Genomic DNA, 20,789 nt, shown 5'->3' with positions numbered 1-20,789 from the left:
TCGGTGTCTTAGACCTTTGCGATGAACTGATTTGCCGTTGCGCGCGCCAGTTCTCTGCCTCGGCGAGCGTTTCGACCGTCAGCTGATCAGGGGGCTCATGAGCGTCGACGACGCGTGCGATCGTGTCGACGATGCCGAGGAATGGCAGACGTCCTTCGTGGAAGGCGTCAACCGCCTGCTCATTCGCGGCGTGAAGACGGCGGGGAACGTGCGGCCGGCCCGGCCGACTCTTTTCGCCAGCGCAACGGCGGGGAATGCCTCGTCATCGAGCGGCTCGAAGTCCCAGCTGCTCACCTTAGTCCAGTCCAACGGTCGGCCGACCCCGCCGATGCGGTGCGGCCAGTCCAGAGCCAGGGAGATCGGAAGACGCATGTCGGGCGGCGAGGCCTGGGCGATCGTCGAGCCGTCGATGAACTCCACCATCGAGTGCACAATCGACTGCGGATGAACGACCACCTGGATATCGTCGTACTCGACATCGAACAGGAGGTGCGCCTCGATCACCTCGAGCCCCTTATTCACCAGCGTCGCGGAGTTCGTCGTGACGACACGACCCATGTTCCAGGTCGGGTGCGCGAGCGCCTCTGCTGGCGTCACGGCATCCATCTGATCGCGTCTCCGACCACGGAATGGGCCACCGGATGCCGTCACCACAAGGCGCCGGATCTCATCGTGCGTCCCCGAGCGCAAGGCCTGCGCGAGCGCAGAGTGCTCAGAATCGACCGGCACGATTTGGCCCTCTGCGGCAGCCGCAGTGACCAACTCGCCACCGACGATCAGCGACTCCTTGTTGGCCAACGCCAGTGTGCGGCCAGCTTTCAGCGCCGCGAGCGTTGAGCCGAGACCGATCGAACCGGTGATCGCGTTGAGCACGACATCCGCCTCAACATCGCGAACCAGCTGCTCTGCCTGCTCAGCGCCCAGTGCAGTGTCGTCCACCTGGAACTGTTCTGCCTGCTGCCCGAGCAACTCTGAGTTGCTACCGGCAGCGAGACCGACGAGCTCGAACCGTCGCGGATTGGAGCGGATCACGTCCAACGCCTGAGTGCCGATGGAGCCAGTGGAGCCGAGAACGATGATGCGACGCATGATCTCAGCCTAAGCCTCGGCCGTATTTCTCGATCGCGTTTCTCGGCTGCTCTTCTCGACCACGGCACCGCTCGCGCGGCCGTTCGCTTACTGCGCGGCGGCCGCTGCGGGGTGCATTGTGGCGAGAATGTCGATCACGAACACCAGCGTCTGACCTGCGAGCTCGTGGTCGCTGGTACCTGTTTCACCGTAGGCGAGAGCCGGCGGGATGACGACGAGAACCTGCGAGCCGACCTTCTGACCTGCGAGCGCCTGAATGAAGCCCTCGACGTAAGTGTTTCCGTCGATCGAGATCGGTGCGCCGTTTTCCCATGATGAGTCAAATGTCTCACCGTCAGTCCAGTTCACGCCGTGGTACTGAAGGAGACTGGTATCACCGGCCTCAACAGGGATGCCATCGCCCTCCTTGAGTACGGAGATCTGGAGCTCAGTCGGCGCCGCGGTGTCGGGGATCTTGACGGTGGGTTTGCCGTCCTTGTCGAGCGTGACCGTCGGCATGCCTTCAACCGGCGCCTGCTCCTTGCCCCATGCCGCGGTGGGGACAACATCGAGCACGTCAAGAATGTAGAACTGTGCAGCAGCCTGGTCCGTGGTCGGGAAGACGATCGAAAGTCGAGAGCCGACCGTCGCGCAACCGATGAGCTGGCCAAGGGGCGCGTCTGCCGTCAGTGCGGCGGGGAGGAGCTCACCCTCTGTGTAGCCAGCGTCACCCAGACGCTCACCGGTATCGCCGTCAAAGGCGCTCAGGGCGTAGCTGACGTAGTCGCCGTCGGCGATCTTGTCGCCGTCTCCTTCGCTGACCACGCTGCGCTGAGCTTCGTCAACCTGCTGGCCGAGTTCGAAGCTCGCCGCAGATACGGTGCCGAACTCGCCGTCGACGGTGACATCTTTCGACGCAGCGCCGCTGTCGACAGCTGCCGAGCAGAGGTCTGTGCCTGCCTTGTCACCCGCATCGCTTTTTGTGCCGTCGATGCCTGAGCATCCGGCCAGCAGCAGGGTCGCAGCGGTAACGGTGGACAGAACGATGAGTGGGCGCTTGCGCAAAGTGAAACCTCAAAATCGTGGGGGGACGTCCTATCTTCTCGCATTCGCCTTTGCCCTCGCTGGGAGAGGCTCCCGTTGCGGACCTCGACCGGCCGGTGAGAGTTCTATGCCATGGAGAGCATGGATCGCGGAGTAGCCTGATCTGATGACCTCTGAGCAGTCCGACACTTCTGAGCCGGCCCCCGAAGAGGTCGTAGCGGAGGCTGCAGAGGACTCCGCTACTCCGCGTCACGCCGGCGCAACATATGCCATGGGACGTGCCGTGATAGGCATGCTGGCGCGCGTGATCTACCGCCCGCGGGTAGAGGGACGCGATCGTGTCCCTCTCGATGGGCCCGTGATCTTCGCGAGCAACCACCTGTCGTTCATCGACTCGATCGCGATTCCGGTCGCCGCGCCCCGCCCCGTCCAGTTCCTGGCGAAATCGACCTATTTCGAGGCACCGGATTCAAAGGCGCCGTTTCGCGGACGTTCTTCCAGTCGATCGGGGCAATCCCCGTGCGCCGAGGAGCAGGACAGGCAGCACTCGATGCCCTCGACCAGCAGCGCCAGCTACTCGACGACGGCCTCGCCGTTGCGCTCTACCCGGAAGGCACGCGCTCCACGGACGGACGCCTTTACAAGGGCCGCACCGGTGTCGCCTTCCTCGCCTTGCAGACCGGGGCGCCAGTGGTTCCGGTCGGGCTCATCGGCACCGATAAGGCCATGCCGAAGGGTGCCAAGCTCCCGTCCATGAAAGAGCGCATCACGGTACGGTTCGGCGATCCGATCGATTTGTCGGTGCACGGTCCGGCATCCAGCGGCAAAGCGCGTCGACTCGCGACTGATCAGATCATGGCGGCAATCCACTCGCTGTCGGAGCAAGAACTCGCTGGCGTGTACAACGAGCCTCCCGCGCAGGGTCCGATCGAGAAGATCAAGCAGGCATTGCCGCACGAGCGCCGCTGAGCAGACGAAGCTGCCTACGCCGCAGTGACAGTCGCCTGATGACGAACCGGGAAATTCATCGAGTTCGCGATAAAGCACATTTGGTGGGCGTCGTCGTGTGCGCGTTCTGCCGCCGCGATCATCGATGCGTCGGCGACGACCACCTCTGGGCGCAGCAGCACTTCGGTGAACGCGCCGCCGCTCTTGCCGTCCTCGGTCATGACGCCGGTCGCGGTGTCGCGATACGAGACGACCACGACGCCGGCAACCACGCAGGCGTGCAGGTATGACAGCAGGTGACATTCGGACAACGAGGCGATGAGCATGTCCTCTGGATTCCAGCGCTCCGGGTCGCCGCGGAACGGCTTGTCCGCGGATGCGAGCAGCGTCGGCTTTCCTTCGACCTCGATCGTGACGTCTCTGGAGTAATCGCGGTATCCGCTGGTACCGGAGCCGAGATTTCCTGTCCACGTTGTGGTCAATGCGTAGTGATGTTCTCCGAGCCTCATGCGGTCAGTCTGGCACGCAGAGTTTAGGGTGGAGGGGTGTTGGAGACTTTCACTGTTGCGGATGCCGTAGAACTCGCCGTCGTCGACCGAAGTGGGTTCGTCGAATCCCGCCATGCGGGCGCGGCGATCGTCCTGTCACCCGACGGTGAGGTCACCAGCGCCTGGGAAACCCGGACGCGCTGATCCTCCCCCGCTCCAGCTTGAAGCCGCTTCAGGCGGTGGCCTGCATTACAGCTGGCGCAGAACTTGCCGGCGAGCATCTCGCGCTCGCAACGGCCAGTCATGTCGGCACTAACCGTCACGCCGACGTCGTCCGCGAGGTTTTGACCGCAGGTGGGCTCACTGAAGATCAGCTCGCGTGCCCGGCCGCATGGCCGACTGACACCGCCACCCGTGATGAGCTGGTCCGCGAACACGGCGAGCCGGCACGCATCCGGATGAACTGCTCTGGAAAACATGCTGCGATGCTCCGCGCCTGCGTGGCGACCGGCTGGGCAACCGACGGATACCTCGATCCGTTGCATCCGCTGCAACTGCACATTCGCGAAGTGGTCGAGCGTCTTACGGGCGAGAAGATCGCGCACACGTCTATTGACGGATGCGGGGCGCCGGTGCACGCCATCACGTTGGCGGGTCTTGCCCGTGGCATCCACCGGATCGGCACGGCGTCCGAGCGGTCGCCGTTCGCCCTGCACCGCGTCGCTGGCACGCTGGTTCGTGCGGTCAAGGAGAACCCCTGGACCATCGAGGGACCGGGGCGACCCGACACGATCGCGATCGAGACTCTCGGCGTGTTCGCCAAGGGGGGCGCCGAAGGCATCATGGTCATGGTTGCGCCGAACGGCACCACAGTGGCGCTGAAGATGCTCGATGGCTCGGGACGTGCGGCGACAATCGTCGCCGCAACTCTCCTCGCCCGCGCGGTGCCCTCAACGAGGCTAACGTGGCAACGCTGGCCAGCAAACTTCCCCTCGCCGTACTCGGCGGAGGGAATGACGTCGGGATGATCCGTCCCGGCGCCGGCATCTGATGCCCTGACCCAGGGCTGAAACCCCCCTCAATGTCGAGGGGAAGGAGAGGAGCCACGATGAGGATCAGCGTCCCCACCGAGGTCAAAAACAACGAGTACCGTGTCGCGCTCACGCCCGCTGGCGTGCACGATCTGGTGAAGTCTGGGCACGAGGTCTTCGTGCAATCCGGGGCGGGTGTGGGCTCATCCATGCCCGATACCGAGTATGCGGAGGCAGGCGCCACGCTGCTGGATGACGCTGCTGAGGTGTGGGCGTGCGCAGAACTGCTGCTCAAGGTGAAGGAGCCGATCGCCAGTGAATATCGGTATTTTCGCGATGATCTGACGCTGTTCACCTATCTTCACCTCGCCGCCGATCGCCCGTTGACCGAACGGCTCCTCGCTGACGGCGTGACCGCCATCGCGTATGAGACTGTGCAGCTGGCTGGAGGCGGGCTCCCGCTCCTTGCTCCCATGAGCGAGGTCGCCGGGCGGCTGGCGCCTCTCGTCGGAGCGAACACACTGCTGCGCTCGAACGGCGGCCTCGGCCTGCTGATGTCAGGTGTACCCGGCACCCGGCCCGCTACCGTCACCGTCATCGGTGGAGGTGTCGCCGGCGCAAACGCCGCGGTGATCGCCAGCGGCATGGGCGCGGACGTCACCATCTTCGACACCAACATCCCCCGACTGCGGATGCTCGATGATCACTTCTCCGGGCGTGTGAAGACCGCGGCATCCAACCCGATGGATCTGCGGCGAGCGGTCACCGCCTCTGACCTGGTGATCGGCTCGGTGCTGATCCCCGGAGCGCGCGCACCGAAACTCGTCACCAACGACATGGTCGCTGAGATGCGCCCCGGCAGCGTCCTCGTCGACATCGCCGTCGACCAGGGCGGCTGCTTCGAAGACACTCATGCGACAACACATGATGATCCGACGTTCGCCGTGCACGACACGGTGTTCTACTGCGTCGCCAACATGCCCGGTGCGGTTCCGAATACCTCGACCTCCGCGCTCACCAACGCGACGCTCCCCTATGTGCGCCAGATCGCACGCCGCGGGTGGAAAGACGCGCTTCGCGCCGACACGGCGTTGGCCGCAGGCCTCAATATCGCGGGCGGTGCGGTGCTCAACGACGGCGTCGCTGTGGCTCACGGCATGGATGTTCGGCCACTCGAGTCAGTGCTGTGAGGCCGGTGTGAGAGACCGGTGTGTGAGACCGGTGCTCTGAATTCTCAAATCACCGGTTCGAAGGATCAAGTTCGGGAATGATTACGCGTCTGGGCTGGCGTCCGTCCTGGATGCTCCACGCACGCCCGACGTGAGGTTCGGCATACGGCGGCAGCGTCCGGCTGCCGGTGAAGGCACGCAACTCCGCCGCGCATTCCGCAAGGATCAGCATCTCTCCCTCGAGTCGGATCTGCTGCCACAGGCCCCAGTGACGCTGCCAGGTCTCTGGATCGCCGACCAGGATTGTCTGCCGTCCGCCGCCCAGCTCGGAAGGAGCATCTTGCGAGCGATCGGAGACCGGCTTCACCTCGCAGTTCGGATGCGCGGCGCGCAGCGCCTCAACAACCCGTCGGGCGCCCGGCGCGACCACGCCCACCACGCGAGCAGCCGCAGCCCAGCTCGTCGCGCGCGCACCCTCACCCCCGCTTGTTGCCCGCGCCGTTGGGATTCGGGCATCCTGCTCGCCACTCACGTCAGGTTCGGCCCAGACGATCTGCACCTCACGATTGTCCATTCTCGCGCGCCCGGCAGGCCGATCGCGGCGGTAGCCGTCGTTCTCACCGCCTGCTGCGAGATGTTCGAGTTTGGTGCCCATGCGCAACAGCATCCGAGTCGGCAGCGCCTCGATCACCCTCGAGATCTGACCCGAGACGCGGCTGGTCGTCACGACGATCGTGCACCCACGCACCGCTGCTGTGCGCACAAGCTTCTCAAACCGTTCGAGGAACACTTGGGCATGTTCGATGGGAAATGCGGCAGTGAGCTGATCGAGGTCATCACACAGTACGAGGTCAGGCGCAGGAAGATCTCCCTCAGAGAGATCAGCAACCGTGTCCCACGCTCGCTCCGGATCAGAATCGATGAATACCGCACGTTGGTTCTGCGCTGACAGAGCCCGCAGCACTGTCGTGCGTCCCGATCCGCTGCCTCCGATCACAACGATCCCCCGATCTACTCCTGGCCTCAGCAGCACGGGTATCTGACGCTGCTTCTCCGGTTCGTCTGCAAGGCCAAGGAGCAGCGACTCCCCCGCCGGGTGCGCGTGAGCGAGCGCCGCGAGCGCCAGACGTCGCGGCAGCGGAGGCAGCCATGGGCTGGTGGGTACCGGCGCATCGGAGAACCGCGCGCCGATGCTGCGCAGGTCCCCCGCACCGGTGAGCGCCACACGCACGGCGGCGGGGGATGAATCTTGTGGGCGGCGCACGAACGCCAAGCCGCGCGAGCCTGCGCCACCAGGCAACTCAGCCGCCTCATCTGAGCCGATCACGAGGCGACTGTCCGCTGCCTCGGTAACACGCAGGCTCACCCGCAGCGGACAGTTGGCTGCCAGTGCATCGCGGATGACTCCCGCCGCCCGCTGCGTGCCGAGGATGAGATGCATGCCGAGAGCCCTGCCTCGTGCCGCCACATCTGTGAAGACCGCTCCGAGGTCGGGGTGCTCTTGCAAAAGCGCGGCGAACTCGTCGACCACAATCACAAGTCGCGCCAGCTGTCCTTTACTCTCCGCGACGTTCCTTACTCCGAGCTCTTGGAGCACCGTCTCTCTGCGTCGAAGCTCGGCCGTCAAGCTCTGCACGCCGCGACGGGCGCCCTCGTCATCCAAGTCCGTAATCACGGCTGCGACGTGCGGCAGGGAACGCAGCGGGTCGAATGCGGTGCCGCCCTTGAAATCGGCTAAGACGAAGGTCACCTCTTCTGGACTGTGCGTCCGTGCCATCGAGGTCACCCAGGTCACCAGCAGCTCGCTTTTCCCCGAGCCAGTCATCCCCGTCACGATCGCATGCGGCCCGTCTTCCACGAGATCGAGTACCACCTCCGCGCTCTCTGTGCGGCCGATCGCGGCTCGGAGCCGGGCTGAGCCGCTGTCGTCGCCCTGCGTGAGTTCCTCGAGCGCGACGCTGTCTGGTAGTTGTGCCACCTCACCTTCACGTTCCATGCTGCCAGCGGCGATTGCCACGGCCTGCGGCCGCGACAGACACTCCACCACGATGTCCTCGACACCGGCCGTAGTACGCACGCTGGTGTGCCCTGGATCAGCGCAGTCGACCACGGTCGTCACGCCCTCCGGCACTTCGCCGCCCGGACCACAGACACGTACCTCGGCAGCCGCATCCGTGCAGTCGCCATCGGCCAGATTCACGGCGAGCCGCCACGCGCCGCGCCGCGGCCGACCTGCGTGCGGAAAGCTATCCAGACCCAACGGAGCGAGTCCGTCTCCTACCAGTGCAAGCTGCGCTGGTGCGTGACGCAGACACAGCTGCACGATGAGTGCCCTGGCTGCAGCTGCTGCCACGGGTGCGGGACCGCGCAGACAGACGCCGCGTCCCATCGGCACGACGATCGGAACGTCGTGGACATCGCTCGCTCGCTCACGAAACGCACGAGAGCGCTCGCTGTCATCACCCGTCACTCGCAGCACGCTGCGACGGGCACCCGATCCGATGACGATCGGCGTTGCCTCATCGAGAGCCTGCAGGTCGCGCAGCGGCGGATCCTGCACGCAGGCCGCAGCATCCGGATGGACGCGTCGCAGTTCGCGGCGCTCGCGTTGGTGACGGCGACGCAGGTCCTGCTCTGCTCGACGCCAACCTGCTGTCTCCTCCTCCGCCGCTACACGACGCTCGCGACGACGGGTGCGAAGACCATCAAGCAGCGAAGCCCCGATCATCAGCGGGCCGAGCGCGGCGAAACACAACGAGAAGATCGACCCCGTCACAAGCCACAGCACGACGCCTGCCGCGATGGGGACGACCGCCGCCAGCACCGGGACCGGTTGCCTTCGAGGTGCAGCCGGCGTTGCCGGCAGGGTGAGTGGCTCAAGATCCATGCCCCTATTGCACGCCGTCCACGACCCGCCAGGCCGTTATCCACAGCCAGAAGAGGCTATTCGGCGGTCTGCTCCACTGTGGAGGACGACTCATCGATGATCTGAATCTTCGATGTATCTGCATTGTCGATCGCGGAGTCGCCGCCGGTGCGCTCGACCTTCACAATGATCACGGTCACGTTGTCGCGACCGCCGTTCTCCAGCGCCGCAGCGAGCATGGCGTCGACCGCGATTGCGGGGTCAGCATGCTCACGCAAGAAATGCTGGATGCCGTAGTCGGTGAGTTCCTTGGTGAGGCCGTCCGAACACACCACGAATCGGTCGCCGTCAAGCACCTCGATCCCGAGATAGTCGGGCGCGGTGAGCTCGCTTGCTCCGACGGCGCGGGTGATGACGTTGCTGTACGGGTGGCCCTCGGCCTCTTCCGGGCTGAGTCGCCCGAGCTGATCAGCTCTTGAACGACGGAGTGATCGGTGGTCACCTGCACCAGTCGATCGTCACGCAGCAAGTAGACACGTGAGTCGCCAATGTTGAGCGAAATCCAGCGCGGGCCGTCCTCAGCGAGAGAGAACAGTACGCCCGTGAGTGTCGTACCAGTGCCTTCGTCCGTGGTGTCCGGATGCGCAGCAATATCCCCAACGACGTGCTCAAGCGCTTCCTCGATGGCACCCGTGGTGATGACGCCGGTACTGACAACCTCTTGCAGCCGTGCGATCGTGCTTTGGCTGGCAATCTCGCCACCCGCATGCCCCCCCATACCGTCAGCGACGACGAACAAGGGATACTCGGCCAGGAAAGCATCCTGGTTGTTATCGCGGCGAAGACCCGTGTCGGTGACTCCAGCCCAGGTCAGCACCACGTCGTCACCAGCGGCGACGGCAACGCGATGGGTCTGCGTGGTCGTCTCAGACAAATGGGGCCTCCGGGTTGAAAGCGGCGCTTCGGGCGGCCGCAAGATTCTCACACATCGTAGTAGAACTGCGTCATACCTGCGCACCGTGAGAATCGGATGCTTCGACTCGGCGCTGCAACATGACTATGTCAACGCTACCGGAATCCTGGCCATGAACGACAAAGGGCCCTCGATCGAAATCGAGGACCCTTCATTCAGTTCATCACGCAGGTGGCTGCGTCGGGTTGACCGGCGGTGCGGGCGGAGCCGGCGGCGCCGTCGGCGGCTGCGTCGGAGCGGCCGGCGGCGGCGTCACCGGAGCTGGCGGCGTAGCAGGAGCTGCCGGCGGCTGGTAGCCAGGTGCTGCCGGTGCAGCAGGCTGCTGGTAACCAGGAGCGCCAGTCTGCGGGTAGCCAGGTGCAGCAGGCTGCTGGTAGCCCTGCGGCGGTGCGTAACCCTGCGGTGCAGCGCCATAGCCGGGCGCAACTGCAGCCGAAGGCTGAGTAGGAACGCCATCCCACGTGGTGCGGTCAGCGAAGAAGGCATTGCCAGCCCACGGTGCGGGCGGGATCTGAGTGTTCCAACGCGACTTGTCGAAAGCGTTGATTCCGAGCCAGACGATCGACAAGAAGATGTAGAGGACGACCCATGCACCCTCCTTCTGGAGCTTCTGTCCAACGCGGTAGGCCGCGAGGATCATCAGCACGTAGGCTGCGAGTCCGATGAGTTGTCCGATGACCGGTACCCAGCTGAGCAGAACGGTCGCACCAAAGGCATACAGAATCAGCCAAGGGCTCATGTCGGGCCGAGCTTAAGGAAGGATCATGGTGTTGTAGACCGGGATCCAGGCCGCGCCATTTGCCCTGTACGCCAGCCTTTTCGAAGATCTTCATCAGGAACAGCGAAGACAAGACATATCCGATAACCGCGAAGATCAGGCCGAAGACGATGATGCCCGCGAACAGACCGGCAGTGGCGGTGTCGTAGTAGTAGTTGTCCATTGACCCCTCCATGGAGTAGGCGATACATTCCGCATCGCGTCAATCACACTAGCGTGATTGGGATATTCGCGCACGACTGAAAGTGTCGTGTCTGTTCATCACTTCACTAAGAGTTCAATGACCCGAGCATCGGTCGTGGAACGAAAAGTGAAATCGCGCGCCCGCGCCCACTCCTGCAAACCTGCAAGTGAACGCAGCCGCGGTCGATCCTTCGCCAGTGCCCGAACCAGCTCGCCCTTGGCCTTCTTATTGAAGTGGTTGAGCGCTTTTCCAGCATCCGTGACGACGCGCACGTATGCCGAAGACACGGATGCTGGCACAGGGCCCAGCGCAACATAGGCCTCGCTGCGCAGATCAAGAACGAATGGCGGCGACTCTTGCGCGATCGCTGCGGAACTCGCTTCTGCCCAGTGCCGGCGCAACGGCGCGATACCCGGCAGAGAGGTTCCGGCAGCGAGTCGATACGCGGGGATCGCGTCGAGCGCGGAGATCAGACCGAAGGGTGCGGAGTGAATCCAGACGTGGCTCCCCAGCCATCGTCTGGACGCAGAATCGAGGGTCGTCGCATCCAGAGCATCGAACAGCACTCCAGTGTAACGATCGACCGCTGGCATCGTCGGCGCTGAGCGCAGCACGCGATTGTCCTCAATGTCGGTGAGTTGCCGCTCGCTGAGTTTGAGCACCCGACGCGCCTCGACAGGGTCAGCCGCCAGGGCGACGAGCGCATCAACGATGCTCGCGCGCTGTGGCGTCAACGACGAAAAAGCGAGCTTCTCGAGCGACAGCGGCTTGCCAGAACCACCGGCACGCTTGGTCTCAGAAGGTGGAAGGAGAATCTTCATAGGCTCCACAAACGAGAACGCGCCCGCCCTCTGGTCACGATGGAAACAGAAGACGGACGCGTCCGCAATGAGTTAGTTCAGGCGATGAGCGCCGCGTTGCCGGCGACAATCGTCAGCTGGCTGCCCTCCATCGAGAGGAAGCCGTCCTGCGCGTTGGCGAGCACCTTGGTGCCATCGAGCTTGGTGATGCGCACCTGACCCTCAGCGAGGATCGCCAGGATCGGCTCATGGCCGGTCATGATGCCGATCTCGCCTTCGACGGTCTTCGCGACCACGAGGCTCGCTTCACCCGTCCATATCTCCGAGTCTGCGGAGACGAGGCTGACCTGCAATGCCATGACTAGCCGTTCTCCTTCTGGATCTGCGCCCACTTCTCTTCGACGTCGGAGAGACCGCCGACGTTGAAGAAGGCCTGCTCGGCCACGTGGTCGAACTCACCCTTGGCGATGGCGTCGAACGACTCGATGGTCTCCTTGAGCGGAACCGTCGAACCCTCAACACCGGTGAACTTCTTCGCCATGTAGGTGTTCTGCGAAAGGAACTGCTGGATGCGGCGTGCACGCGACACGACGATCTTGTCCTCTTCAGAGAGCTCGTCGACACCGAGGATCGCGATGATCTCCTGCAGTTCCTTGTTCTTCTGAAGGATCTGCTTGACCGTGGTGGCAACGCGGTAGTGGTCCTCGCCTAGGTAGCGGGGGTCCATGATGCGCGAGGTCGAGGTCAGCGGGTCAATCGCAGGGTACAGACCCTTTGAAGCGATTTCACGCGAAAGCTCGGTCGTCGCGTCAAGGTGCGCGAAGGTCGTTGCCGGAGCCGGGTCGGTGTAGTCATCGGCCGGAACGTAGATCGCCTGCAGCGAGGTGATCGAGTGACCACGGGTCGAGGTGATGCGCTCCTGAAGAACACCCATCTCGTCGGCGAGGTTCGGCTGGTAACCCACGGCGGAGGGCATGCGGCCTAGCAGCGTCGAGACCTCGGAACCGGCCTGCGTGAAGCGGAAGATGTTGTCGATGAAGAGCAACACGTCCTGCTTCTGCACGTCACGGAAGTACTCCGCCATCGTCAGAGCCGAGAGGGCGACGCGAAGACGCGTTCCCGGCGGCTCATCCATCTGCCCGAAGACAAGAGCGGTCTTGTCGAAGACGCCAGCCTCTTCCATCTCAGCGATCAGGTCGTTGCCCTCACGGGTACGCTCACCGACACCGGCGAACACCGACACACCACCGTGGTCCTGCGCAACACGCTGGATCATTTCCTGGATCAGGACGGTCTTGCCGACACCTGCACCACCGAAGAGACCAATCTTTCCACCCAGCACGTACGGGGTGAGAAGGTCGATCGACTTGATGCCGGTCTCGAACATCTGCGTCTTCGACTCGAGCTGGTCGAAGGGCGGTGCCTGGCGGTGAATCGGCCAGCGCTCCGTGATTTCGATCTTCTCGCCGGGCGCGGCGTGAGAACCTCGCCGATCACGTTGAAGACCTTGCCTTGGTGACGTCACCCACGGGAACCGAGATCGGCTCGCCGGTGTCGCGCACTTCCTGGCCACGAACGATGCCGTCAGTGGGCTTCAGCGCGATCGCGCGGATGAGGTCGTCGCCGAGGTGCTGTGCGACCTCGAGCGTGATCTCAGTTGATTCTCCGTCGAGCACGATCGTGGTCTTCAGGGCGTTGTAGATGTCAGGAATCGAGTCGTGCGGGAACTCGATGTCGACGACCGGGCCCGTGACGCGTGCGACGCGCCCGACGACCGCGGTCCCAGCCTCAGCTGTGGCGGTGGGGGTCATATCTTCGTCTCTTTCTTGATGGTCTATTTGCTCGAGGAGAGGGCGTCGGCACCGCCGACGATCTCGGCGATCTGCTGCGTGATCTCCGCCTGACGCGCGTTGTTGCGGAGGCGGGTGTAGTCGGTGATGAGCTTGTCAGCGTTGTCGCTGGCCGACTTCATCGCCTTCTGGGTCGCAGCCTGCTTAGCGGCGGACGACTGCAGCAGTGCGTTGAAGATCCGGCTCTGCAGGTACACCGGCAGGATCGCGTCGAGAACGGTCTCAGCATCCGGTTCGAACTCGTAGAGCGGGTATACCGCGCCAGCCGAGGTGGCCGACTCGCTGTGCTCTACGATTTCGAGCGGAAGCAGGCGAACTGTTTCCGGCGACTGCGTCATCATGCTCACGAAGCGGTTGTAGAGAGGTGGAGTTCGTCTACTCCCCCATCCGCGGCGTCACGGTTGAACGCTTCAAGCAGCGTCGCCGCAATCTCCTCGGCCGTCTTGAACTTCGGAGTGTCGGTGTCGCCCGTCCACTGCGCGGCCGCCTTGATGCCACGGAACTGGAAGTATCCGACGGCCTTGCGTCCGACCAGGTAGTAAACCGGCTCACTGCCCTGAGAGCGGATCAGCTCACCGACTTCCATCGCTTCGCGGAGGATCTGCGAGTTGAAGGCACCGGCAAGACCGCGATCCGATGAGAAGACCACGACGGCGGACCGTCGGATCGTCTCAGGCTCGCGAGTGAGCGGGTGGTCGACATTTGAGTAGGTCGCGACAGCAGAAACAGCCTGTGTCACAGCCCGCGCGAAGGGCGACGACGCGCGCACGCGCGCCATCGCCTTCTGAATGCGCGAAGCCGCGATGAGCTCCATCGCCTTCGTGATCTTCTTGGTCGTCTGAGCAGAAGAGATCTTCTGCTTGTAGACCCTGAGTTGTGCTCCCATGGTTCAATACCCGCGCGTTAAGCGCGACGACCCTTGACGATCTTCTCCTGGTTGACGTCGTCGACATCCGAGGCTGCGTGCTCCTCGTTGCCGAGGGCGCCGATGGACTGGCCCTTGCCACCCTGGAACTCAAGGATGAAGGCGTCAACCTGCTTGTTCAGCTCGGCAGCGGTGTCGTCGTCGAGGACGTTGGTCGAACGCAAGGTGTCGAGCACCTTGGTGTTGCGACGCAGGTGATCGAGCAGTTCACGCTCGAACCGGAGGACATCCGAGACCTCGATGGTGTCGAGCTTGCCGTTGGTACCGGCCCAGATCGAGACGACCTGATCCTCGACCGGGTACGGCGAGTACTGCGGCTGCTTGAGCAGTTCGGTCAGGCGTGCACCGCGGTCAAGCTGACGACGCGAAGCCGCGTCGAGGTCGCTCGCGAACATCGCGAAGGCCTCGAGCGAGCGGTACTGCGCCAGCTCGAGCTTCAGTGTTCCGGAGACCTTCTTGATGCTCTTGACCTGAGCGTCACCACCGACTCGCGAGACCGAGATACCCACGTCGACCGCAGGACGCTGGTTGGCGTTGAAGAGGTCGGACTGCAAGAAGATCTGGCCGTCGGTGATCGAGATCACGTTGGTCGGGATGTACGCCGAGACATCGTTCGCCTTGGTCTCGATGATGGGCAGACCCGTCATCGAACCCGCACCGAGCTCGTCGGACAGCTTCGCGCAACGCTCCAGCAGACGGGAGTGCAGGTAGAAGACGTCACCCGGGTATGCCTCACGTCCCGGCGGACGGCGCAGCAGAAGCGAAACAGCACGGTAGGCCTCAGCCTGCTTCGACAGGTCATCGAAGATGATGAGGACGTGTTTGCCGCTGTACATCCAGTGCTGCCCGATGGCAGAGCCGGTGTAGGGAGCGATGTACTTGAATCCAGCGGGGTCAGAGGCGGGAGCCGCGACGATTGTCGTGTACTCCATCGCGCCAGCATCTTCGAGCGCGCCCTTGACAGCCGCGATCGTCGAGCCCTTCTGGCCGATGGCGACGTAGATGCAGCGAACCTGCTTGTTGGTGTCGCCAGACGCCCAGTTATCCTTCTGGTTGATGATCGTGTCGATCGCGATGGCCGTCTTGCCGGTCTGGCGGTCACCGATGATCAGCTGACGCTGACCACGACCGACGGGGATCATGGCGTCGATCGCCTTGATGCCGGTCTGCATCGGCTCGTGCACGCTCTTGCGCTGCATGACGCCAGGCGCCTGCAGCTCGAGTGCACGACGGCCCTCGGATGCAATCTCACCGAGACCATCGATGGGGTTACCGAGCGGGTCAACCACGCGGCCGAGGTAACCGTCGCCGACGGCGACCGAGAGAACTTCGCCGGTGCGGCGAACTTCCTGGCCAGCCTGGATGCCGGAGAACTCGCCGAGCACGACGGTACCGATCTGGTGCTCGTCGAGGTTCAGTGCGAGGCCCTGCGTGCCGTTGGCGAACGTCAGGAGCTCGTTCGCCATGACGCCGGGCAGGCCCTCAATGTGGGCGATGCCGTCGCCTGCGTCGATGACGGTGCCAACTTCGGTCGCTGCGGCGCCGGTGGGCTCGTACGCAGCGGCGAAGTCCTTCAGCGCGTCACGGATGACGTCGGGGCTGATCGATAGTTCTGCCATTGTCTTCCCTTTGTATTGGAGGAGAATCTGCGCGGTTCCCCGCGCGAAGTCGTATTAGCCCGCGAGCTTCTGTCGAAGATCGGCGAGCCGCGCGGAGATGCTGCCGTCGATAACGTCGTCGGCGATCTGCACACGCAGTCCGCCCACAACAGTGGGGTCGATCACCTCATTGATGGAGATCTGGCCGTCGTAGCGCTGAGCCAACGCATCGCCGAGGCGGGTGCGCTGAGTTGCCGACAGCGGCGCCGCGGCGCGAACCGTGGCAACGATACGATCGCCCTGAGCCGAGACGATCTTCATCGCCCGGTTCAGCAGTTGACGAACGCGACGTCCCCGCGGCTGACGGACCAACGATGAGAGGATCAACGTCGTCGGTGCGCTCGCCTTGCCGTCCAGGAGCTTCTCTACGAGAGCGCCCTTCGCCGAGTCTTCGCCCAACCGTCCGCCGAGCGCGAGCTCGAGTTGCGGATTGGCTGCGATGACGCTCAGGAAGGAGAACAGCTCCCCCTCGATATCGACATTCGGAGCAGCGATAGCCGTAGCCCGGATCGCGAGCTCTTCGATGCCGGCGATGAGGCCGTCCTCGTCAGACCATCGCTGGCCAACAACCGACGAAAGCAGCTGCCGTGTCGTCTCCGACAGTCCGCCGAAGACCGACGCCACAACCTGCTCACGCAGGCCGGTGGGAGCGGCAGGGTCAGCGAGCGCGCCGCTCAGCTTTCCGGACTCGCCCACGAAACGTGCCGCGGTGAACAACTCACCGGCAGTGTCGAGGGTGACGTCCTTCGCTTGAGCGAGGGCCGCCGTCGAGGCCGCGAGTGCCTGAGTGGTCGCGCTACCCATTACCTGGCCGCCTTGTCTGCCGACTCGAGATCTGCGAGGAAGCGGTCAACAACTGCGGTGGCACGAGCGTCGTCCGAGAGCGTCTCGCCGACAACGCCGCCAGCAAGGTCGATCGCGAGCGTGCCTACCTCGGAGCGGAGCGCGACGAGCGTCGTCTGACGCTCGGCCTCGATCTGCGCCTGGGCTGTGGCAGTGACGCGGGCGGCCTCAACGGTCGCGGTCTCCTTGGCTTCGGCAACGATCTTCTTGCTGTCCTCACGGGCAGCCTCACGGATCTCACCGGCCTCGGTGCGAGCCTCAGCAAGCTGACGGGTGTACTCCTCGAGAGCCGCCTCCGCCTGCTTCTGTGCTTCGTCGGCCTTGGCGATGTTGCCCTCGATCGCGGCGGACCGCTCGTCGAGCATCTTCGCAATGTTCGGAAGTGCGACCTTCCAGGCCACGACCAGGATGATGACGAAGCAGACCGCGGACCAGACGATGTCGTACATCGCCGGGATGAGCGGGTTGTGCTCCGCCTCCTGGGCCGCGAGCGTGACAAGAGCGTTCAGCATCCTGTCTCCTTAAGTGTGGTGATAGCGGATCAGAAGCCGAAGAGGAACGCCGCGCCGATACCGACGAACGCAAGCGCCTCGGTGAAGGCGATACCGATCCACATGGTGCCCTGGAGCTTGCCGGACAGCTCAGGCTGACGGGCAATGCCTTCGATCGTCTTGCCGACGACGATACCCACGCCGATGGCCGGGCCAATAGCTGCGAGGCCGTAGCCGACGTTGGCGATGGAGCCGGTGACCTGGGCGAGAACAGAAACGGAATCCACGGATTCTTCCTTTCATTGAGGGGAGCCGAAGCGCCCCGATTAGTGTTCGTCCGCGACTGCGAGCTGAATGTAGACCGCGGTGAGGATAGTGAAGACGTACGCCTGGAGGAAGGCCACCAGGATTTCAAAGGCAGTGAAGGCGAAGCCGAAAGCGAGGGTGCCCGCACCCAGCACGGTCCAGAAGCCGCCCATCGAGAAGATGAAGAACTGGGTTGCTGCGAAGAACAGCACCAGCATGAGGTGACCGACCATCATGTTCATCAGCAGTCGCAGCGTGAGCGTGACCGGTCGCACGATAAAGGTCGAGATGAACTCGAGCGGCGCGACGAGGATGTAAAGGGCCGGCGGCACTCCGGGCGGGAACAGCGAGTTGCGGATGAAGTGCCACACGCCCTTGCGGACGCCCGCATAAATGAACGCTCCGTAAGCGATTACTGCGAGCAACAACGGCACCGCAATAATGCTCGTTCCGGCGATGTTCAGGAAGGGGATGACACCCGTCATGTTCATGAACAACACCATGAAGAAAATGGTGGTCAGCAGCGGCAGAAAGCGATCGCCGTCTTTCTTGCCCATCATGTCGTGAGCGATATTGACGCGGACGAGGTCGAAGCCCATCTCAACGATCGACTGGCCACGGCCAGGAACGAGCTTGAGCTTGCGCGTGCCGAGCCAGAAGATCAGGACCACGACGATAGTGGCGAGGAACTGCACCAGGTGGATGCGGTGCACCGAGAGCGGGCCAATACTGAAGAGAATCTCCGGGAAGAATTCAGTGATCGACGGTGGGTGAAACTCATCCGTTGCGATTCGGACGAGAAGGCTCGCGGCGTGAGTCAACGTTGCTCCAGCTTCGGGGACATCGATCAAGATCGACGCGACGATTTGGGTGGGGAGTTCAAGCTGAATCGGAGCATCTCGCACGACGCGAAAGCTCGTCCAGCGAACCCGGATTTAGACTATCAAGATTTTCCCAGGGTCACGAATCGTCACGCTCTTCAGGGTTGATCTGCGGCAGAGCAACATCCGAGGCGTAGGGCATTCGAATTTTGGTGAAGGCCACCGCGTCGATTGCGAGGCTCACTGCGATCCCCGCCACCAACGACAGGAAGGTGACGGTAGGCACCACCCAGGCTTGTTCGCGGAGGATCACCATGGCGACGAAGAACAGCACGAACTTCAGCAACCACCCACCCATCACAATGCCGAAGAACAGTGGCACGAACATCTCGGTGCCAAACCAGCGGTTGGCGATCAGCATGCTCAGCGGCGTGAGTGCCAGGAAAATCACGGCCAGGCCTACACCTACCAGGCCGCTCCACAGCCCGTTCGTGCCGGCGACAAGGAAGCCGATTCCGGCGCTGAGGACAACGAGTGCGACCGCTGCCAACGCGGTCCACGTGAGCGTCTTTCGGAGCATAGGTGTGCTCGTGGGTGTCTTGCGTGCGGGGGTCGCATGCTCGGGTGTGTCGCTCATCGGTTCTCCAGTGCGGGGGCAGATTCGGTGGGCGCGCTCGGAGCGCGGCGGGTGGGAAGCAGGGTGACGACGAGGCACGCGGCGATGCCGATCACGCCGAACGCGACACCCGGCAGGTATTGGCCCGGCCAGTCTTCGCGCGAGCCGACGTACATGAGCAATACTGCGAGCGAGATCACGGCCGTCCACGAGTAGAAGATCAGCACGGCGTCGCGGTCACGGTGCCCGAGGTCCAGCATCCGGTGGTGCAGGTGCTTGCGGTCGGGCGAGAACGGCGACTTACCTGCCCGCATGCGTCGGAACACGGCAAGTCCGAAATCGAGCAGCGGCAAGATCACGACGACGAGCGGCAGCAGGATCGGGATGAACGCGCCGAGCAGTTGGGAGCGGCCGAACTCTTCCGGGTTCATCGCGGTTGATGACATTTGACCGGTGAGCGCGATGGCAGACGTCGCCATCAGCAATCCCAGAACGAGCGCGCCGGAGTCCCCCATGAACAACTTGGCTGGACTCCAGTTCAACGGCAAGAATCCGATGCATGCACCGATCATGACAGCGGCGAGGAACGAGGCCAGGTTGAAGTAGCTGCTGGCGCCGGTGTCGCGGGTGAGGATGTACGAGTAAGCGAAGAACACGCCGTTAGCAATCAGACAGACACCAGCGACCAGACCGTCGAGCCCGTCAATGAAGTTGACGGCGTTCATGACGACCACGATCGCGAACATCGTCACGGCGATGCTCAACCAGCTGGAGAAGATGATCATGTCGCCCAGGGGCAGCGCGAGGATTTGGAGCCCTCCGCCGACGGTGATGATGCCGGCCGCGAGGAATTGGGCGCCGAGCTTGATCATCCAATCGAGGTCCCAGAGATCGTCGATCACGCCGATGACGGCGATGAGCAGCACCGCTGCGAGAATCGCCCACATCGTCTGCGGTGGCACCCACATGATGCTGAAGAACGGGTTCGCCGCGGAAACGGCGATCGCAGCGGCGATGCCGAAGACAATCGCAATGCCGCCGAGCCGTGGGGTCGGCGTCGTGTGCACGTCGCGTTCGCGGATGCCGGGATAGAGCTTGAATCGGAGGCTGAGCTGCCAGACCGCCCAGGTCATCACGAGCGTGACGGTTGCGGTGAGGATGATCGTAAAGAGGTACTGCTTCACGCGGAGCCGTCCGTTGCAGGGTCCACGAAGTCGGCTGGCGTTCTCTCCGGCTCAAGGAGATCACCGAGCACGCTTTCCAGCTGACGGCGGGTTACGGCGCCGTCACGCAGCAACCGGATGCGGGGTTCGCCAGCATCCGAGCCGCGACGAACGAAGGAGGTCGCGTCGATGATCGTGGACGCAATGCCCGTCTTGCTCATGCCGCCATCGAGGTACACGGAAACACTGTCGCCCAGCATCCGCTCGGCATCCTTGACAGATATAGCAGCATCCTTGCCGGTGAGGTTGGCGCTCGACACTGCCAGCGGACCTGTCTCTTCGAGAAGCTCCAGCGCCACGCGCTGGTTCGGCATGCGCACGGCAACAGTGCCAAGAGTGTCGCCGAGATCCCAGGAGAGCGAAGCCTGTGCTGGGAGCACGATGGTCAGTCCGCCCGGCCAGAACTCATCGACCAGACGCTGCACAGGATCCGGAATCTCTTCCACGAGTGCGGCCAGTGCGGATTGGCCCGCAACGAGGACGGGAGGCGGCTGATTGCGACCGCGGCCCTTAGCGTCCAGGAGTCGCTGCACCGCCGATGGGGTGAATGCATCAGCAGCCAGACCGTAAACGGTGTCGGTTGGCATGACGATGAGTCCGCCTCGGGCGATCGCCTGACGCGCATGGCGCATACCGGCGAGCAGCTGCGCCTCATCAGAGCAATCGAAGACTGAGGACATGGCCTTGACAGTCTACGTGTCCACCCT

16 protein-coding genes and 6 pseudogenes are annotated in these 20,789 nt (G+C 63.5%); 3 read left to right on the top strand and 19 right to left on the bottom strand.

What is annotated here, in order from left to right; genetic code table 11:
* Window positions 1-103 precede the first annotated feature (103 nt).
* Both DC31_RS14970 and DC31_RS14965 read right to left on the bottom strand, forming a co-directional pair.
* A pseudogene (locus DC31_RS14970) lies at window positions 104-1,089 on the bottom strand (1-deoxy-D-xylulose-5-phosphate reductoisomerase); the annotation flags it as partial.
* 87 nt (window positions 1,090-1,176) lie between these two features.
* Complete coding sequence (locus tag DC31_RS14965) at window positions 1,177-2,133, bottom strand: FKBP-type peptidyl-prolyl cis-trans isomerase (RefSeq protein WP_036281516.1); 957 nt, start codon at window positions 2,131-2,133, stop codon at window positions 1,177-1,179.
* Window positions 2,134-2,278: 145 nt separating this feature from the next.
* On the opposite strand from DC31_RS14965, the pseudogene DC31_RS14960 reads away from it, so the two are divergent.
* Window positions 2,279-3,081 (top strand): annotated as a pseudogene (locus DC31_RS14960) (lysophospholipid acyltransferase family protein).
* A gap of 14 nt (window positions 3,082-3,095) precedes the next feature.
* On the opposite strand, the gene DC31_RS14955 reads toward DC31_RS14960, so the two are convergent.
* On the bottom strand, window positions 3,096-3,569 hold the full coding sequence (locus DC31_RS14955; RefSeq protein ID WP_036281514.1) for an OsmC family protein: 474 nt from the start codon (window positions 3,567-3,569) through the stop codon (window positions 3,096-3,098).
* Between the two features lie 36 nt (window positions 3,570-3,605).
* Between DC31_RS14955 and DC31_RS14950 the strand changes: the two are divergent.
* Both DC31_RS14950 and ald read left to right on the top strand, forming a co-directional pair.
* Window positions 3,606-4,599, top strand: a pseudogene (locus tag DC31_RS14950) (asparaginase).
* Between the two features lie 57 nt (window positions 4,600-4,656).
* On the top strand, window positions 4,657-5,769 hold the full coding sequence (gene ald / locus DC31_RS14945) for an alanine dehydrogenase (protein ID WP_036281512.1): 1,113 nt from the start codon (window positions 4,657-4,659) through the stop codon (window positions 5,767-5,769).
* Between the two features lie 49 nt (window positions 5,770-5,818).
* On the opposite strand, the gene DC31_RS14940 is transcribed toward ald, so the two are convergent.
* The 16 genes and pseudogenes from DC31_RS14940 to DC31_RS14870 form a co-directional block, all read right to left on the bottom strand.
* Window positions 5,819-8,635, bottom strand: coding sequence for an FtsK/SpoIIIE domain-containing protein (locus tag DC31_RS14940; protein WP_036281509.1), 2,817 nt, complete (start codon window positions 8,633-8,635; stop codon window positions 5,819-5,821).
* Between the two features lie 56 nt (window positions 8,636-8,691).
* On the bottom strand, window positions 8,692-8,970 hold the full coding sequence (locus tag DC31_RS20655) for a PP2C family protein-serine/threonine phosphatase (RefSeq protein WP_442921914.1): 279 nt from the start codon (window positions 8,968-8,970) through the stop codon (window positions 8,692-8,694).
* A gap of 188 nt (window positions 8,971-9,158) precedes the next feature.
* Window positions 9,159-9,392: pseudogene (locus DC31_RS20650) on the bottom strand (serine/threonine-protein phosphatase); the annotation flags it as partial.
* Window positions 9,393-9,750: 358 nt separating this feature from the next.
* Window positions 9,751-10,326 carry a hypothetical protein gene (locus DC31_RS18235; protein WP_152545450.1) on the bottom strand — a complete coding sequence of 192 codons (576 nt, stop codon included), beginning with the start codon at window positions 10,324-10,326 and terminating at the stop codon, window positions 9,751-9,753.
* Window positions 10,327-10,626: 300 nt separating this feature from the next.
* Complete coding sequence (locus DC31_RS14925; RefSeq protein WP_036281507.1) at window positions 10,627-11,370, bottom strand: YaaA family protein; 744 nt, start codon at window positions 11,368-11,370, stop codon at window positions 10,627-10,629.
* 77 nt (window positions 11,371-11,447) lie between these two features.
* Window positions 11,448-11,708, bottom strand: coding sequence for a F0F1 ATP synthase subunit epsilon (locus DC31_RS14920; RefSeq protein ID WP_036281504.1), 261 nt, complete (start codon window positions 11,706-11,708; stop codon window positions 11,448-11,450).
* 2 nt (window positions 11,709-11,710) lie between these two features.
* Window positions 11,711-13,160, bottom strand: a pseudogene (atpD, locus tag DC31_RS14915) (F0F1 ATP synthase subunit beta).
* A gap of 23 nt (window positions 13,161-13,183) precedes the next feature.
* Window positions 13,184-14,085: pseudogene (locus tag DC31_RS14910) on the bottom strand (F0F1 ATP synthase subunit gamma).
* 17 nt (window positions 14,086-14,102) lie between these two features.
* A complete protein-coding gene (atpA, locus tag DC31_RS14905) occupies window positions 14,103-15,743 on the bottom strand; it encodes a F0F1 ATP synthase subunit alpha (protein ID WP_036281502.1) in 1,641 nt (546 codons plus the stop codon).
* A 54-nt stretch (window positions 15,744-15,797) separates the two neighbouring features.
* A complete protein-coding gene (locus DC31_RS14900) occupies window positions 15,798-16,586 on the bottom strand; it encodes a F0F1 ATP synthase subunit delta (protein ID WP_036281500.1) in 789 nt (262 codons plus the stop codon).
* Entirely contained in the window at window positions 16,586-17,137 is a 552-nt protein-coding gene (locus DC31_RS14895) for a F0F1 ATP synthase subunit B (RefSeq protein WP_036281498.1), read from the bottom strand. The genes DC31_RS14900 and DC31_RS14895 overlap by 1 nt, the downstream gene beginning before the upstream one ends.
* Window positions 17,138-17,166: 29 nt before the next feature.
* Window positions 17,167-17,403 (bottom strand): ATP synthase F0 subunit C, encoded by a 237-nt coding sequence (gene atpE, locus DC31_RS14890; RefSeq protein WP_036281496.1) that lies wholly within the window; start codon window positions 17,401-17,403, stop codon window positions 17,167-17,169.
* 39 nt (window positions 17,404-17,442) lie between these two features.
* Entirely contained in the window at window positions 17,443-18,243 is an 801-nt protein-coding gene (gene atpB, locus DC31_RS14885) for a F0F1 ATP synthase subunit A (RefSeq protein ID WP_036281570.1), read from the bottom strand.
* A gap of 139 nt (window positions 18,244-18,382) precedes the next feature.
* Entirely contained in the window at window positions 18,383-18,880 is a 498-nt protein-coding gene (locus DC31_RS14880; protein ID WP_036281493.1) for a hypothetical protein, read from the bottom strand.
* A complete protein-coding gene (locus DC31_RS14875; RefSeq protein WP_036281491.1) occupies window positions 18,877-20,043 on the bottom strand; it encodes an MraY family glycosyltransferase in 1,167 nt (388 codons plus the stop codon). Before DC31_RS14875 ends, DC31_RS14880 begins: the two co-directional genes overlap by 4 nt.
* The gene (locus tag DC31_RS14870; RefSeq protein ID WP_036281489.1) at window positions 20,040-20,762 is read right to left on the bottom strand and encodes an L-threonylcarbamoyladenylate synthase; all 723 of its coding nucleotides are present in this window, start codon (window positions 20,760-20,762) and stop codon (window positions 20,040-20,042) included. The genes DC31_RS14875 and DC31_RS14870 overlap by 4 nt, the downstream gene beginning before the upstream one ends.
* Window positions 20,763-20,789: the final 27 nt, after the last annotated feature.

The sequence above is a fragment of the Microbacterium sp. CH12i genome (assembly GCF_000685355.1).
Taxonomy (GTDB): domain Bacteria; phylum Actinomycetota; class Actinomycetes; order Actinomycetales; family Microbacteriaceae; genus Microbacterium.
The sequence above is the reverse complement of the archived record's forward strand: the minus strand, read 5'-3'. Positions and strand labels throughout refer to the sequence as shown.